A 14001-nucleotide genomic window follows, 5' to 3' on the forward strand; every position below is an offset into this window, starting at 1 on the left:
CCAGACTAAGGACGAGACGATGCTGAGCAGATGGCTGGGAAGAGTGGCGTGTGTGCTAGCGCTGGTGGGACTGGCCAGCGTGGCGCGGGCGGACGACGAGGGCTTTACCCTCAAGGGCGAGCCGAAGATCGCCATGCTGTATTTCACCGCCAAGAACGACGGCGGCTGGACCCAGGCCATGGACGAGGCGCGGGTCAAGATCGAGAAGGAACTGGGCCTGAAGATCCAGTTCGTGGAAAACGTGCCGGAGACCGCCTCGGCCATCCGCCCGGCGGCCGAGCGCTTCATCAAGCGCGGCGCCAACATCGTCATCGGCACCGCCTTCGGCTATTCCGACACCTTCAAGCAACTGGCCGAGCAGTATCCCGAGGTGGCCTTCCTCAACGCCTCCGGCACCACTAACGGCCGCAACCTGGAGTCCTTCTACGGCCGTACCTACGAGAGCCAGTACCTCTGCGGCATGGCTGCGGGCGCTGCCTCCAAGACCGGCAAGCTGGGCTTCGTCGCCGCCAATCCCTTCGGCGTGGTGAACTGGACCATCAACGCCTACGAGCTGGGCGCCCGGCAGATGAATCCCAACGCCACCCTCACGGTGATCTACACCGGCAGCTGGAACGATCCGGTCAAGGAACGCGCCGCGGCCGCTGCGCTGATCGACCAGGGCGCCGACGTCATCGGCCAGCACGTGGACACCCCCACGCCGCAGATCGTCGCCCAGGAGCGTGGCGTCTATGGCACCGGCCACCACCGTGACATGCGCCAATTCGCGCCCAAGGCCACCCTCTGCTCCTCGGTGTGGGTCTGGGATCGCTTCCTGGTGCCGGAGCTCAAGCGCGTCATCGCCGGCCACTGGAAACCCGCACCCAACGGTGTCCTGGTGTCCATGGCCGACGGCGGCACCGACATCGCCGGCTTCGGCGATGCCGTGCCCAAGGCGGCCCAGGAGAAGATCCTCGCCGAGCGCGAAGCCCTGCTCAAGGGCAAGCAGATCTACGCCGGTCCCCTGAATGATCGCGACGGCAAGGAGCGCGTCCCCGCCGGCCAGGTGCTGTCCGACCCGGCGCTGTGGCAGATGGACTGGTTCGTCCAGGGCGTGACGACGCAGAAGTAGCGGTTCACCCCTGGGTAGGGTGGAAAACCGCGCAGCGTTTTCCACGGAGGCGATCCTTGGACAAAGGCCGACCAGCATGAAAAGACACAACGCCCTGCAACTGCGCGGCGTCGGCAAGACCTTCGATGGCTTCCAGGCGCTGCAGCAAGCGGATTTCCTGGTGCGCTGGGGCGAGGTGCATGCGCTGCTCGGCGAGAATGGCGCGGGCAAGTCGACGCTGATGAACATCGCCGCCGGCCTCTATGCGCCGGAGACCGGCGAACTGCTGGTGGACGACAACCCGGTGCGGCTGCGCGGTCCGGCGGACGCCGCTCGGCTGCGCATCGGCATGGTCCACCAGCACTTCAAGCTGGTACGCCCCTTCAGCGTCGCCGAGAACGTCCTGCTCGGCCTGCCGGCGGGGCAGGGTAGTCATCGCCGGCGCCTGGCCGAGATCAGCGAGCGTATCCGCCAGCAGGCGGCCGCGCTGGGCTTCGCCATCCGCCCGGAGCAGCGGGTGGCGGAACTGTCCATCGCCGAGCAGCAGCGGGTGGAAATCCTCAAGGTGCTGCTGGCCGGGGCGCGCATCCTCATCCTCGACGAACCCACCGCGGTACTTACCGATGGCGAAGGCGAGCGGCTGTTGCAGACCCTGCGCGCCCTGGCAGCGGAGGGCGCAGCGGTGGTGCTGGTGACCCATCGCATGCAGGACGCCCTGACCTACGCCGACCGCCTCACGGTGATGCGCGGCGGTCGCACTCTGCGCAGCCTGGACCCCGCCGAGGTGTCGGTGGACGAACTGGTGCGTCTCACCGTGGGTGACGCCCAGCCGCTCGCCGACACCCCGCGACGTGCTGCCGGGGCACCGCTGCTGACTGTACGCGGCCTGCGCACCCCGGAACGTGGCGGGCGCCGCGCCCTGGATGGCATCGACCTGGAGCTGCGCGCTGGGGAGATCTATGGCATCGCCGGGGTTGGCGGCAACGGCCAGGGCGAGCTGGCCGACGTGCTGATGGGCCTGCCGCAGCCCTGCGAAGGCGAGGTGCGCCTGGAGGGCTTCGGCGATCTGGCCGCGGCCGCCAGCGCCCGACGCCGCGATCTGCGCATCGCCGCCATTCCCGCCGACCGCTATGGCAGCGCCCTGGCCGGGTCCCTGTCGGTGGCCGACAACTTCGCCATCGGCGCGGTGCATGCCGGTCGCTTCGGTGGCTTCGCCCGCCTGGATCGCCGCGCCCAGGAAGAGGCGACCCAGGCGGCGGTCACGCAATTCGATGTCCAGGGCGTGCGCTCGGTGCGGCAGAAGGCGGCGCTGCTCTCCGGCGGCAATGCCCAGAAGCTGGTGATCGCCCGGGAATTCGGCCGCGAACCGCGGCTGGTGCTGGCCCACAGCCCCAGTCGTGGCCTCGACGTGCGCGCCGGCGCCGAGGTACAGGCGCGCCTGCTGGCCGCCCGCGAGGCCGGCGCCGCGGTGTTGTTGATCAGCGAAGACCTGGACGAGGTGCTGGCCCTCGCCGATCGCATCGGAGTGATGAGCGCTGGACGCCTCGTCGCCGAATTCCAGCGACCCGCCGATCGCCAGGCGATCGGCCATGCCATGGTGAATCATGCTTGAACCCCTGAGTGCTCCGCTTTCCCAGGTCGATGGCCCGCGACCACGGCAACCGCTGTTGAGCCGGCGCTATACCCTGGAGATCCGCCAGCAGTTGGCCTGGCCCTGGCAGGCGCTGATCCTCGGCCTGGCGTTGCTGGTCGGCCTGGGGCTGTCGGCCGCCATCCTGGTGCTGGCCGGGGTGCCGGCCGGCGAGTTGCTCAACGAATTCGTGGTCGCCACCCTGTTCGATGCCCAGAGTCTGCAGGCCACCCTGTTTCAGGCCGCGCCGGTGATCCTGGTCGGTCTGGCCGGCTGCCTGGCCTTTCGCGCGCGCTTCTGGAACCTGGGGCTGGAAGGCCAGATGATCTGGGGCGCCCTCGGCGCCACGGCAGTGTCGCTGTTCGAGATCGGCCCGGAAGCCCTGCGCCTGCCGCTGATGCTGGTGGCGGCGCTGCTCGGCGGCCTGCTCTGGGCGCTGGCGCCCCTGCTGCTCAAGCTGCGCCTGGCGGTCAACGAGATCATCGCCTCGCTGATGCTCAACTACATCGCCGCCAACTTCCTGCTGCACCTGGTGTTCGGTCCCTGGAAGGACCCGCGCGACGCCTTTCCCTATTCGCCGCTGTTCCGCCCCTTCGAACGGCTGCCGGAGTTGTTGCCCGGGCTGAGTCTGGCGGTGCCCCTGGCGCTGCTGGTGGCGGTGCTGGCCTGGTGGCTCGTCGCCCTTAGCCGGGCCGGGCTCTACCTGAGATTCGTCGACGCCAATCCGCGGGTGGCCGGCGCCGTCGGCGTGCCGGTGCGCGCCACCATTCTTGCCACGGTGCTGGCCTCCGGCGCCCTGGCCGGGTTGGCCGGTTTCGTGGTGGCGGCCGGGCAGGAGGGGCGGTTGACCCAATCCTTCTACCAGGGCTATGGCTTCTCCGGGATCCTCATCGCCTTCCTGGCGCGCAACAACCCCCTGGCCGCCGCCGTGGTGGCCTTCCTCGTGGCGACCCTGTTCGTCGCCGGGCGCAATCTGCAGGTGTTCTACCAGATCCCCTTCGCCATGGTGCAGCTGATCCAGGCGCTGATCGTCATCTGCGTGGCCTCTTCGGATTTCTTCATCCGCCATCGGCTCAGACGCAGCCAGGGAGGTGCCGCTTGAACCTGCTCGCCAGCTGGCTGGGTAACGTCCCCGACTTCGCCATACCCTACGCCCTGGCAGCGCTGGGGCTGATCCTCACAGAAAGATCCGGGGTGCTGGCCCTGCATGCCGAGGGCTTGATGCTGGTCGGCGCGCTGTTCGGCATCGGCGCGCAACTGGCCCTAGGCAATGCCGGCCTGGCGCTGCTGGCGGCCATGGGCGCGGCGGCGCTGGTCTCGTTGCTGTTCGCGGTGATGGTGATCTGGCTGCGCATCAACCAGGTGATCGCCGGCCTGACCCTGGTGTTCTTTTGCCAGGGCCTCACCGGCCTGCTCGGTACTCTCTGGGGCTGGACCAACCAGCCGGTGGCCGGCCTGCCGGCGCTGGCACTCTGGCCGCTGTCCGATCTGCCGCTGGTGGGGCGGCTGTTCCAGCAGAACCTGCTGGTCTACCTGACCCCGCTGATCTTCTTCGCGGTGATCGCCTGGCTCGAACGCACCACCCCCGGCCTGCGCCTGCGGGCGGTGGGCGAGAATCCCCAGGCGGCCGATGCGGCGGGTCTCTCGGTGGCCGGCTACCGGTTGCTGGCGATCCTCGCCGGCGCGGCGCTGGTGGGTCTCGCCGGCGGCTACATCGCCGTGCTCAGCACCAAGCTGTGGATCGCCGAGATGACCGGCGGCCGCGGCTGGATCGCCGTGGCGCTGGTGATCTTCGCCCGCTGGTCGCCCTGGCGCGCCCTGGCCGGGGCACTGCTGTTCGGCTGCATCGAGGCGTTGATTCCGCAGCTGGCCGCCGCCGGGGTGCGGCTGTCGCAATACTTCATCCTGATGGCGCCCTATGCCGTCACCCTGGGCGTGATGATCTGGGTCGCCCTGGCCGGGCGTGACCGCCTGAGCCAGCCCGGCGCCCTGGGCGAAGCCTATGTTCGTGAGGAACGCCGATGAACCTGCGTGCTTTCGTCTATGAAGAGCCGCGCCTGCTGGCGCGGGCGGACTTCGCCGATTACCTGGACCCAAGCACCACGGCGGTGCTGTCCATCGACCTGCACCGCGGCCACCTGGACGCCTCGCCGGAGTGCCCCTGCCCGGCGCCCCGCGCCCATGACCTGGTGGCGCCGGTGGACGCCTTCCACCGCCAGGCCCGCGCCCTGGGCGTGCGCATCGTCCATGTGAAATCGGTGCTGCGCACCAATGGCGCCGATGACCTGGGCGGTATTCCTGCGGCCTGGCGGCGGACCTTTCCGCTGCACGTTGGGCCGATTCCCAATGCCGACGCCCATGCCCTGGAAGGCTCGCCCTGGACCGAGCTGCTCACCGAGGTCCTGCCCGAAGACCTGCGGGTGGAAAACAAACGGCGGCTGTCGGCCTTCTATCCCACCGACCTGGACTTCCTGCTGCGCAACCAGCGCATCACCACCGTGGTGCTGGATGGCGGCTTCACCGACTGCTGCGTGCTCAACACCGCCTTCGACGCCAGCAACCGCACCTACAGGGTGATCGTCCTGCGCGACCTGGTGCGGGGAACCGATGAAAGCCTGGAGCGGGCGGCGCTGAGCATGGTCTCCCTGCACCTGGGGCTGGTGATGGAATCCCGGGATCTGCTCGCGGCCTGGGGTGCTGGCGGCGGCTCCTGACCGCGGTCCGTTGGGCTTCGGCGATGGAGCCGTCTCAACCCAACCTACAAGGGCATTGGTTTCTTGTAGGTTGGCGCTGAGCGCAGCGAAGCCCAACGGTGCCCAAGGCCAGATCCCGCGTGTTGGGCTTCGACGATGGAGCCGTCTCAACCCAACCTACGTGGGAGCTGCAGCTACCGTAGGTTGGGTTGAGCGTCAGCGAAGCCCAACGTCTCAGGGCACCTGGGGCGACACCATGAAGGCACGGAAGCGCTCCTTGAGATTGCCGGGCCGTGCGCCCTGCCAGAGCAGCTGCCAGCCTGGCGGTACCGCTACGGCTTCGTGCCACTCGTCCTGCACCACCAGCACCCGGCACGGCACCTGGTGCAGACCGCTCAGCTCCTGCGGGGGATAGCCACTGTAGACGTGCAGCATGGAACGCTCCGACTCGCCCAGACCGTAGCTGGCCACGCAATCCGTAGCGGGGAGCACCCGCTGCAGTGCGGTGAAGGGCCGTGCATAGCTGTTGCCCAGGTCGACCCAGGGTAGCCAGAGGCTGTTGGCCAGACTCCAGCTCACGGTGAGGCCGACGAACCAGAGACTGCTGGATGCCAGGCGTCTGTGCAGCCCTAGCGCCAGTCCCCAGCCGAGCAGCGCCAACGCGGCGAGGATCCAGGCCAGCAGGCCTACCGGCAGCCGTTCAGTGAGCGGCAGATGGTCCCGGACCAGCGCTGGCCAGGGCAGCGGCCAGCCCAGCGCCAGGCCGAAACCGCCCAGAGCCAGCAAGGCGATGATCGGCGTCCAGAAGGCCAGCCCGAGGGTGCGCCCAAGGGCAGCGAGTACGGGCGGAGGCTGCAGGCGCGCGGCAAGCAGCGCCAGGGCCGGAAACAGCGGCAGCAGATAGAGGCTGCGGAACACCGCCGACTTGAGCAGCACCGCCAGGCAGACGATGGCATAGAGCACCACCGTAGCCAGTCCTGGATGCCGACCCAGGCGCTTCAGCGGGCTGCCGCCACGGCGATACAGCTGCCAGAGCGTGGCGCCGAGCAGGATCAACCCGGTAGGAAAGGACAGCGCCAGCAGATCCGCCAGGCTGGAAGCCAGGCCATCGGTATCGCTGTTGCGCACCTCCAGGCCGAAGAACCGGCCGATGTTGTTGATCCACAGCCAGGTATGGAACAGCTCCGGCGCCCGGTGCCAGAGCAGCGCCGGCCAGACCAGCAGCCAGGGCAGGGCGGCCAGGCTGGCGGCGAGCAGCCAGTGACGCCCTTCCGGCTCGACCAGCCGCCGCGGCCAGCAGAGCGCGCAGAGCAGTCCGGTGAGGCCCAGCACCCCGGGCACCAGCAGGCCCTTGCTCATGAAGGCGATACCCAGGCCGCTGCCGAACAGCAGGCCCTGGCGCCAGGAGTGGCGGTTGTCGTGCAGGTGCGCGGCCAGCCCGGCGAGGCCCAGGGTGGCGCCGGCCAGCTGAGGCACGTCGGCGATCAGCAGATGACTGTGCTGCACCACCCCGAGCATGCCCAGCAGCGCGAGCACGGCCTCGCGCTGGCGGCCGGGCAGCAGCCGCCCGGTCAGCCAGACGAGCGCGGCCAGGGTCACCAGCATCCAGCCCAGCACCGCCAGCCGCGCACCGTCGGGCGCGCTCAACCAGGGCGCGGACAACCGCGCGGCCAGGGCACCGGTCCAGTACATCAGCGGCGGCTTTTCCATGAAGGGCGCGGTACCGATGCGAGGAGTCAGCCAGTCCGGGGTGGTGAGGAAATTCCACACCATGCCGAAGGAATAGGGCTCGTCGGCCTTCCACAGCCCACGGCCGAACAGTCCGGCGAGCAGGTAGGCGGCCAGGCAGCCGAGCAGCAAGGCCCGCTCCAGCTGTGCGGCTTTTGGGGAGGCAGGGGAAGAAGAGGGGAGCACGGCAGGGACTCTTGGCGGAATCCTGCCGGTATACGGGAGTTGGCTTAGAGGGGGCTTAAGAGGTTGCCCGAGGCAACGTGCATGGGTACGGCGGGGCTGACTGATTGTCCGCCGATATTGCTGTTCCTACGGAAAATGGAGCACTGCCAATCGCGGCCATGGGCCGCTCCTACAGGTCTAGTCCGAACCTGTAGGAGCGGCCCATGGCCGCGATTGCTGAGGGTTAGCTATAGGGCCCTGGCGGGTTACAGAGGGCTGCTGGTGGTTCTTGTCTCGAACAGCCTCTCCCCCAAACCTCGACAAGCAGCCAGAGCGCCGATAAGCCAGGCTGGACGAACTGTAATGTTGGGCTTCGCTGCGCTCAGCGCCAACCTACGAAAGTGGGCGTCCTAGGCCAGGTGCTTGAGCCTTTCCACCAACTGCGCATGCAGCGCCGGATCACCGCAGGCGAGGATGGCGCCGCCCTGCTGGGCATCGCCGCCATCCCAGGCGGTCATGCGGCCGCCGGCGCCTTCGATGATGGGGATCAGCGCCTGGACGTCGTAGGGCTGCAGGCCCGCCTCGATGATGACGTCGACGAAGCCCGAGGCCAGCATGCAGTAGGCGTAGCAGTCGCCGCCGAAGCGGGCCAGCTGCACCTCGGCGGCCACGGCGTCGAAGGCCGCCAGGCGTTCGGGGGTGTCGAAGATGTCGCGGCTGGTGCACATCAACCGGGCCTGGGCCAGACTGGCGCAAGCGCGGGTGCGCAGGGCCGCGCCGTTGCGCCAGGCGCCGGCCGGGGTGCCCAGGTAGCGCTCGCCGGTGAAGGGCTGGTTCATCACCCCGATCACCGGACGGTTGCCGTCGTTGAGCGCCACCAGGGTGCCCCACAGCGGCAGGCCGGTGATGAAGGCACGGGTGCCGTCGATGGGGTCGAGCACCCAGCTCAGGGGACTGCTGCCGGCGACGTTTTCCTCTTCCTCGCCGAGGATGCCGTGATCCGGGTGCTCGGCCTGGATGAGTTCGCGCATGGCCCGTTCGGCGGCCTTGTCGGCGATGGTCACCGGGTCGTAGCGGCGGCCGGCGATGGCGGCATCGCCCTTGTCGTCCACTGCCAGCTGGGCGCGGAAGTAGGGCTGGATGGCCACGGCGGCGGCGTCGGCCAGGCGCTCGGCGAAGCGTTCGTAGTAGGAGATCTCGGCAGCGGTCAGGCTCATGCTCATTTCACCAGGCGGGCGTCGAGGCTGTTCTGTGCCAGGCGCTGGGCCTGTGCCTGGGTCATGCCCAGGCCTTCGTGCAGGGCCATGAAGTTCTCGGTGACGTAGCCACCGAAGTAGGCTGGATCGTCCGAGTTGACGGTGACCTTGAGGCCGCGGTCGAGCATCTTGAGGATGGTGTGCTGGCTCATGTCGTCGAACACGCAGAGTTTGGTGTTGGACAGCGGACACACGGTGAGCGGGATCTGCTGGTCGACCAGGCGATCCATCAGGCGCTCGTCCTCGAAGGCGCGCACGCCATGGTCGATCCGCACCACGCCGAGCTGGTCCAGGGCTTCCCAGATGTACTCCGGCGGGCCTTCCTCGCCAGCATGGGCCACGGCCGGGAAACCCTCGGCGCGGGCACGGGCGAAGACGCGCTTGAACTTGCTCGGCGGATGACCCTTTTCCGAGCTGTCCAGGCCGACGGCGACGAAGTGGTCGCGAAACGGCAGCGCCTGGTTCAGGGTGGCCTGGGCGGCGTCTTCGGAGAGGTGACGCAGGAAGCTCAGGATCAGCCCGCTGGTCACGCCCAGCTGCCGCTCGCCGTCGCTCAGCGCCTGGGTGATGCCACGTACCACCACTTCGAAGGGAATGCCGCGATCGGTGTGGGTCTGGGGATCGAAGAAGGGCTCGGTGTGGATGACATTCTGTTCCTTGCACTTCTGCAGATAGGCCCAGGTCAGGTCGTAGAAGTCCTGCTCGGTGCGCAGCACGTCGGCGCCGGCGTAGTAGAGGTCGAGGAATTCCTGCAGGTTGCCGAAGTTGTAGGCGGCGCGCAGGGCTTCGACATCACCCCAGGGCAGGGCGACGCCATGGCGCTCGGCTAGCTTGAACAGCAACTCGGGCTCCAGGGTGCCTTCCAGGTGCAGGTGCAGTTCGGCCTTGGGCAGGGCATTGAGCCAGTCGTACATGGGAGCCTCGGGATAGCTTGAATCAGAAAAAGATGGACGATTGTCGCACGCTTTGCCGGGTTTTCCGCAGGCATCCGGGTTCCCGCTGACCGATGTACGGTGGTTTGGGCGGTCAGAAATTCCCAGCGTTCCACGCTTTGGGCCAGCAAAGGGCCATAACGCCTGCATTGGGTCTGGATCTGACTACAATCGGGACGCATGGCTCCAAACACCAGGCGTGAGGTATCCGTGCAGACCGTTCAGGATTACGTTGGCGGCAAGAACAACAATCTCAATCTGATTCGCATGATCGCGGCGCTCGCCGTGGTCTTCAGTCACAGCTTCGCTATCTCCAGTGGCACGGCCACGGCGGAACCGGGACGCGAGAGCCTGGGCATGACCCTGGGCGACATCGCGGTCGACATCTTCTTCATCACCAGCGGCTTTCTGGTCACCAAGAGTCTGCTCAGCCGCGCCGACATCATCGACTTCGTCTGGGGCCGCGCCTTGCGCGTGGTACCGGGACTGCTGGTGATGCTGGTGCTGACGGTGCTGGGCCTGGGTGCCTGGCTGACCCGGGCACCCTTGCAGGATTACCTGAGCGATCCCCAGACCTGGTTCTATCTGTTCAAGAACACCGGCCTGATCGCTGGCGCCGAATTCGACCTGCCCGGGCTGTTCGAGGGCAATCCCTTGCAGACCATCGTCAATGGCTCGCTGTGGACGCTGCCTTTCGAGGTGGGCATGTACGGCGCTTTGGCGCTGCTCTGGTTGTTCGTGCTCTGGCTGCGGCTGGACAGTCGTCACTTCCAGCGCGCCATCCTGCTGTTCGCCGTGGGTGCGGCGCTGTTCAAGCTGTTCGCCTACTATTTCTTCGCCAGCGAATCGCACCTGCTGCGGCTGTTCCAGATGTTCTTCCTGGGCGGTGCCTTCTATGTGCTGCGTGGCTATATCCCCCTGTCGCGGGCGGCCTTCGTCGCCGCCGTGGCGCTGCTGGCGGTGGCGATGCCCGACCGCGACAGCTTCTACCTGGTCTACAACCTGACGCTGGGCTATGTGCTGCTCTATCTCGCCTTCGTGCCGGCCGGCCGCATCCGTGCCTTCAACGAGGTGGGTGACTATTCCTACGGCCTCTACATCTACTCCTTTCCCGTGCAGCAGACCCTGGCGGCGGTGATCCCCGGCATCGAGGCCTGGACCATGGTGCTGCTCTCCATCGGCATCACCCTGCCGCTGGCGGTGGTGTCCTGGTTCCTGGTGGAACGCCATGCCCTGGGCTATCGCCAGGCCTGCGCGACCGGCACCAAGGCCGTGTGGAAGCGCCTGGCACCGCGTGCTCGGGTTGGCTGAGCGGCCTGTCAGGCGGCGGTAGCCTGGGTGGCCAGCGCCGGGGTGTAACAGGATGCGAGCCTTTTGCCCTCCAGGGCGGTCGTAACAAGGCATTGCTCAACCAAGGACGCCCCTTTCCATGCTCGCCGCCCTCAAAGACGAAACCCTGCTGCTGGTCGCCATCGGTGCCACGGTGCTGGCCTATGTGTTCGAACACGCCCTGCTCGGCGGTGGCCAGACCCTGGCGCTGATCGCGGCCGGCGGGTTGATCGCCGCCATCATCTGCGCGGCCATGCGCGTGGCCCATCACGCCGAACTGCTGGCGGAAAAGGTCGGCGATCCCTATGGCACCATGATCCTGACCCTTTCCGCCGTGCTGGTGGAGGTGATCATCCTGGCGATCATGATGAGCCACGACCACTCGCCGACCCTGGCCCGCGACACCATCTATGCCGCAGTGATGCTGGACATGAACGGCATCATCGGCCTGACTGCGCTGCTCGGGGGCCTCAAGCACGGCGAGCAGGCCTACAACGATGACTCCAGCCGCAGCTACGGGGTGATGATCATCACCGCGGTGAGCATCTCCATGCTGGTACCGGAATTCATTCCCTCGGCCCAGTGGCACGTTTATTCCTTCTTCACCATCGGCGCCATGGCGCTGCTCTATACCCTGTTCCTGCGCATGCAGACCGGTCCGCACAGTTATTTCTTCAGCTACAACTACCCGGACAAGAAGCGCAAGCGCCCGGCGGTCGAGGGCGAAGCCGCCACCGCCGGCCATGGTGAAAGCAGCGCCACCCTGTCCATCGCCATGCTGATCGTCGGCATCGTCGCCACCGGGGCCCTGGCCGAGGTGATGTCCAAGTCGCTGGACACCGGCCTGGAAGGCCTGGCCGTACCGGCCCTGGTCCCGGCGCTGGTGGTGGCGGTGATCTCCGCCAGCCCCGAGATCCTCACCGCCCTGCGCGCGGCCATGGCCAATCGCATGCAGTCGGTGATCAACATCGCCCTGGGCGCCAGCCTGTCCACGGTGATCCTCACCGTACCGGTGGTGGAGGCCATCGCCCTGTACAACGGCCAGCCGATCCAGATGGCCATGACGCCGGTGCAGACGGTGATGATGGCCGTGACCCTGATCGTCGCCGCCATCAACCTCAACGATGGCGAAACCAACGCCATCGAGGGCATGACCCACTTCGTGCTGTTCGGTACCTTCATCATGCTGACCATCCTCGGTCTCTAGGGCGGTGCCATGATCGACAGCGAGGTCATCAGCAACTACGGCTACGGCGCGGCGGTTTTGGGTGCTCTGGTGGAAGGCGACGGCGTCGCCATCCTGGATGGCATCGCCGCGCGCCACGGCTACCTGCTGTTTCCGCTCACGGCGCTGTGCGTGGCCCTGGGCGGCTTCATCGGCGATCAGACGCTGTTCTATCTCGGCCGTCGCTATGGCGACCGCATCCTCGGCCGCTTCAAACGCCAGCAGGCGCGCATCGACTGGCTGCGCAGCCGCATCCATCGCCACGAAGCGTTGTGGATCATCGGTATCCGCTTCGCCTATGGCTTCCGCCTGATCGGCCCGCTGCTGATCGGTGCCAGCGGCGTGCGGCCGCGGCGGTTCCTGTTCTTCAACATCATCGGCGCCCTGCTGTGGGGCTTCGTCATGACCGGCATCGGTTATGCGGTGGGGGAGATCCTGCGGGACTTCTTCGCCGAGCATCATGTGTCGACGCACTGGTTGATCGCGGCGGCGATCTGCGTGGTGGTGCTGTTCATCGGCGCCCGCGCCGTGTTGCGGCGGCGGGAGGGGGTGTAGGAGGGCTTTGTAGGTTGGGTTGAGCGGAGCGAAGCCCAACGGTGCGTAGGCCTGAGCCTCGCTGGAATCGCGGCCATGGGCCGCTCCTACGGCAGCTGGTCATCCTGTAGGAGCGGCCCATGGCCGCGATAGGTGAGTCGCCAGCGAGGCGAAACGAGTTTCGGCAGATCGCTCGATAAACAGCCAGGGCAGCAGCAATGGCATCAATCCGGTTTACCCAAACGAAAAAGGCGCCCTGAGGCGCCTTCTTCACACTAAACCAACCCAAGTCAGACCTTGACGATCCAACCCTCCGGCGCCGGCTTGTCGCCGGTCTGGATGCCGGTCAATTCCTCGTACAGCTTGCGCGTCACCGGGCCGACGTCGGTCAGGCTGTGGAAGACGTGCAGCTTCTCGCCGTACTGGATGCCGCCAATGGGGGTAATGACCGCCGCGGTGCCGCAGGCGCCGGCTTCGACGAACTGGTCGAGCTGGTCGATATGGACGTCGCCCTCCACCACTTCCAAGTTCAGCCGCTCGCGGGCCAGTTCCATCAGCGACATGCGGGTCACGCCCGGCAGCACGGATTCGGAGCGCGGGGTGACGAACTTGCCGTCGCCCGTGATGGCGAAGAAGTTGGCCGAGCCGACTTCCTCGATCTTGCGATGGGTCAGGGGATCCAGATAGATGCAGTCGGCGAAGCCTTCGGCCTTGGCCTGGGCGCCGGGCATCAGGCTGGCGGCGTAGTTGCCGCCGACCTTGGCGGCACCGGTGCCCTGGGGCGCGGCGCGGTCGTAGCCGGAGATGACGAAGTTGTGCGGGGTCATGCCGCCCTTGAAGTAGGCGCCGACCGGGATGCCGAATACCACGAAGTGGAATTCGGGGGCGGTGCGCACGCCGATGTTGTCACCCACGCCGATGACGAAGGGTCTTAGGTAGAAGGCGCCGCCGGTGCCGTGGGGCGGGATCCAGGCCTCGTTGGCCTTGACCACCTGCTGGCAGGCATCGATGAACATCTCGGTGGGGACCGGCGGCATCAGCAGGCGGGCGCAGCTCTTGTGCATGCGCGCGGCATTGCGGTCGGGGCGGAACAGGTTGATGGAGCCGTCCTGACAGCGATAGGCCTTGAGGCCTTCGAAGCACTGCTGGCCGTAGTGGATGGCCGTGGAGCCTTCGCTGATGTGCAACTGGTTGTCGCGAGTCAGCTCGCCGGGTTGCCAGCTGCCGTTGCGATAGGTGGCGATATAGCGGAAGTCGGTCTTGATGTAGTCGAAACCGAGGGTCTTCCAATCGATGTCCGCAGCGCTCATAGATCCTCGCAGTGCTCTCCGGCGGTTTGGCCGGTCGTTTCGTGGTCGGGCCGTACGCCTCACCGGCGACGGTTAAAAGGAGTGGACGAGGCGGGCTCGTCGCTAGGTT

Annotated in this window: 12 protein-coding genes; 8 read left to right on the forward strand and 4 right to left on the reverse strand. The window is 67.1% G+C overall.

The annotated features are described in order from the left end of the window. Positions 1–19: 19 nt before the first annotated feature. The 5 genes from LRS53_RS10955 to LRS53_RS10975 all read left to right on the forward strand — a co-directional run bounded on the left by LRS53_RS10955 (position 20) and on the right by LRS53_RS10975 (position 5434). Entirely contained in the window at positions 20–1111 is a 1092-nt protein-coding gene (locus LRS53_RS10955) for a BMP family ABC transporter substrate-binding protein (protein WP_231355890.1), read from the forward strand. Between the two features lie 76 nt (positions 1112–1187). Further along, positions 1188–2702, forward strand: coding sequence for an ABC transporter ATP-binding protein (locus tag LRS53_RS10960; RefSeq protein WP_231355891.1), 1515 nt, complete (start codon positions 1188–1190; stop codon positions 2700–2702). Beyond that, complete coding sequence (locus LRS53_RS10965) at positions 2695–3822, forward strand: ABC transporter permease (RefSeq protein WP_231355892.1); 1128 nt, start codon at positions 2695–2697, stop codon at positions 3820–3822. Before LRS53_RS10960 ends, LRS53_RS10965 begins: the two co-directional genes overlap by 8 nt. Beyond that, on the forward strand, positions 3819–4745 hold the full coding sequence (locus LRS53_RS10970) for an ABC transporter permease (protein ID WP_184290272.1): 927 nt from the start codon (positions 3819–3821) through the stop codon (positions 4743–4745). Before LRS53_RS10965 ends, LRS53_RS10970 begins: the two co-directional genes overlap by 4 nt. Further along, positions 4742–5434: a cysteine hydrolase family protein gene (locus LRS53_RS10975; protein ID WP_231355893.1), complete on the forward strand. Its 693-nt coding sequence runs from the start codon at positions 4742–4744 to the stop codon at positions 5432–5434. The genes LRS53_RS10970 and LRS53_RS10975 overlap by 4 nt, the downstream gene beginning before the upstream one ends. Positions 5435–5647: 213 nt before the next feature. Here LRS53_RS10975 and LRS53_RS10980 read toward each other — a convergent pair whose 3' ends face one another. From LRS53_RS10980 to LRS53_RS10990, 3 genes are all read right to left on the reverse strand, one after another. Further along, entirely contained in the window at positions 5648–7273 is a 1626-nt protein-coding gene (locus LRS53_RS10980; protein WP_231355894.1) for an ArnT family glycosyltransferase, read from the reverse strand. Positions 7274–7716: 443 nt separating this feature from the next. Beyond that, positions 7717–8523 carry a histidinol-phosphatase gene (gene hisN, locus LRS53_RS10985; RefSeq protein WP_017638645.1) on the reverse strand — a complete coding sequence of 269 codons (807 nt, stop codon included), beginning with the start codon at positions 8521–8523 and terminating at the stop codon, positions 7717–7719. 2 nt (positions 8524–8525) lie between these two features. Then, positions 8526–9476, reverse strand: a complete 951-nt coding sequence (locus tag LRS53_RS10990; protein WP_231355895.1) for an adenosine deaminase — start codon at positions 9474–9476, stop codon at positions 8526–8528. Between the two features lie 228 nt (positions 9477–9704). Between LRS53_RS10990 and LRS53_RS10995 the strand changes: the two genes are divergently transcribed. From LRS53_RS10995 to LRS53_RS11005, 3 genes are all read left to right on the forward strand, one after another. Beyond that, positions 9705–10805 carry an acyltransferase family protein gene (locus tag LRS53_RS10995; RefSeq protein ID WP_017638647.1) on the forward strand — a complete coding sequence of 367 codons (1101 nt, stop codon included), beginning with the start codon at positions 9705–9707 and terminating at the stop codon, positions 10803–10805. Positions 10806–10923: 118 nt separating this feature from the next. After that, complete coding sequence (locus LRS53_RS11000) at positions 10924–12030, forward strand: calcium:proton antiporter (RefSeq protein ID WP_231355896.1); 1107 nt, start codon at positions 10924–10926, stop codon at positions 12028–12030. A 9-nt stretch (positions 12031–12039) separates the two neighbouring features. Continuing rightward, complete coding sequence (locus LRS53_RS11005) at positions 12040–12603, forward strand: DedA family protein (protein ID WP_231355897.1); 564 nt, start codon at positions 12040–12042, stop codon at positions 12601–12603. A gap of 269 nt (positions 12604–12872) precedes the next feature. On the opposite strand, the gene LRS53_RS11010 is transcribed toward LRS53_RS11005, so the two are convergent. Then, positions 12873–13892 carry a branched-chain amino acid aminotransferase gene (locus LRS53_RS11010; RefSeq protein WP_231355898.1) on the reverse strand — a complete coding sequence of 340 codons (1020 nt, stop codon included), beginning with the start codon at positions 13890–13892 and terminating at the stop codon, positions 12873–12875. Between the last annotated feature and the right edge of the window lie 109 nt (positions 13893–14001).

It is taken from the genome of Pseudomonas sp. PLB05 (genome assembly GCF_021106615.1).
GTDB classification, from domain to species: domain Bacteria; phylum Pseudomonadota; class Gammaproteobacteria; order Pseudomonadales; family Pseudomonadaceae; genus Chryseomonas; species Chryseomonas benzopyrenica.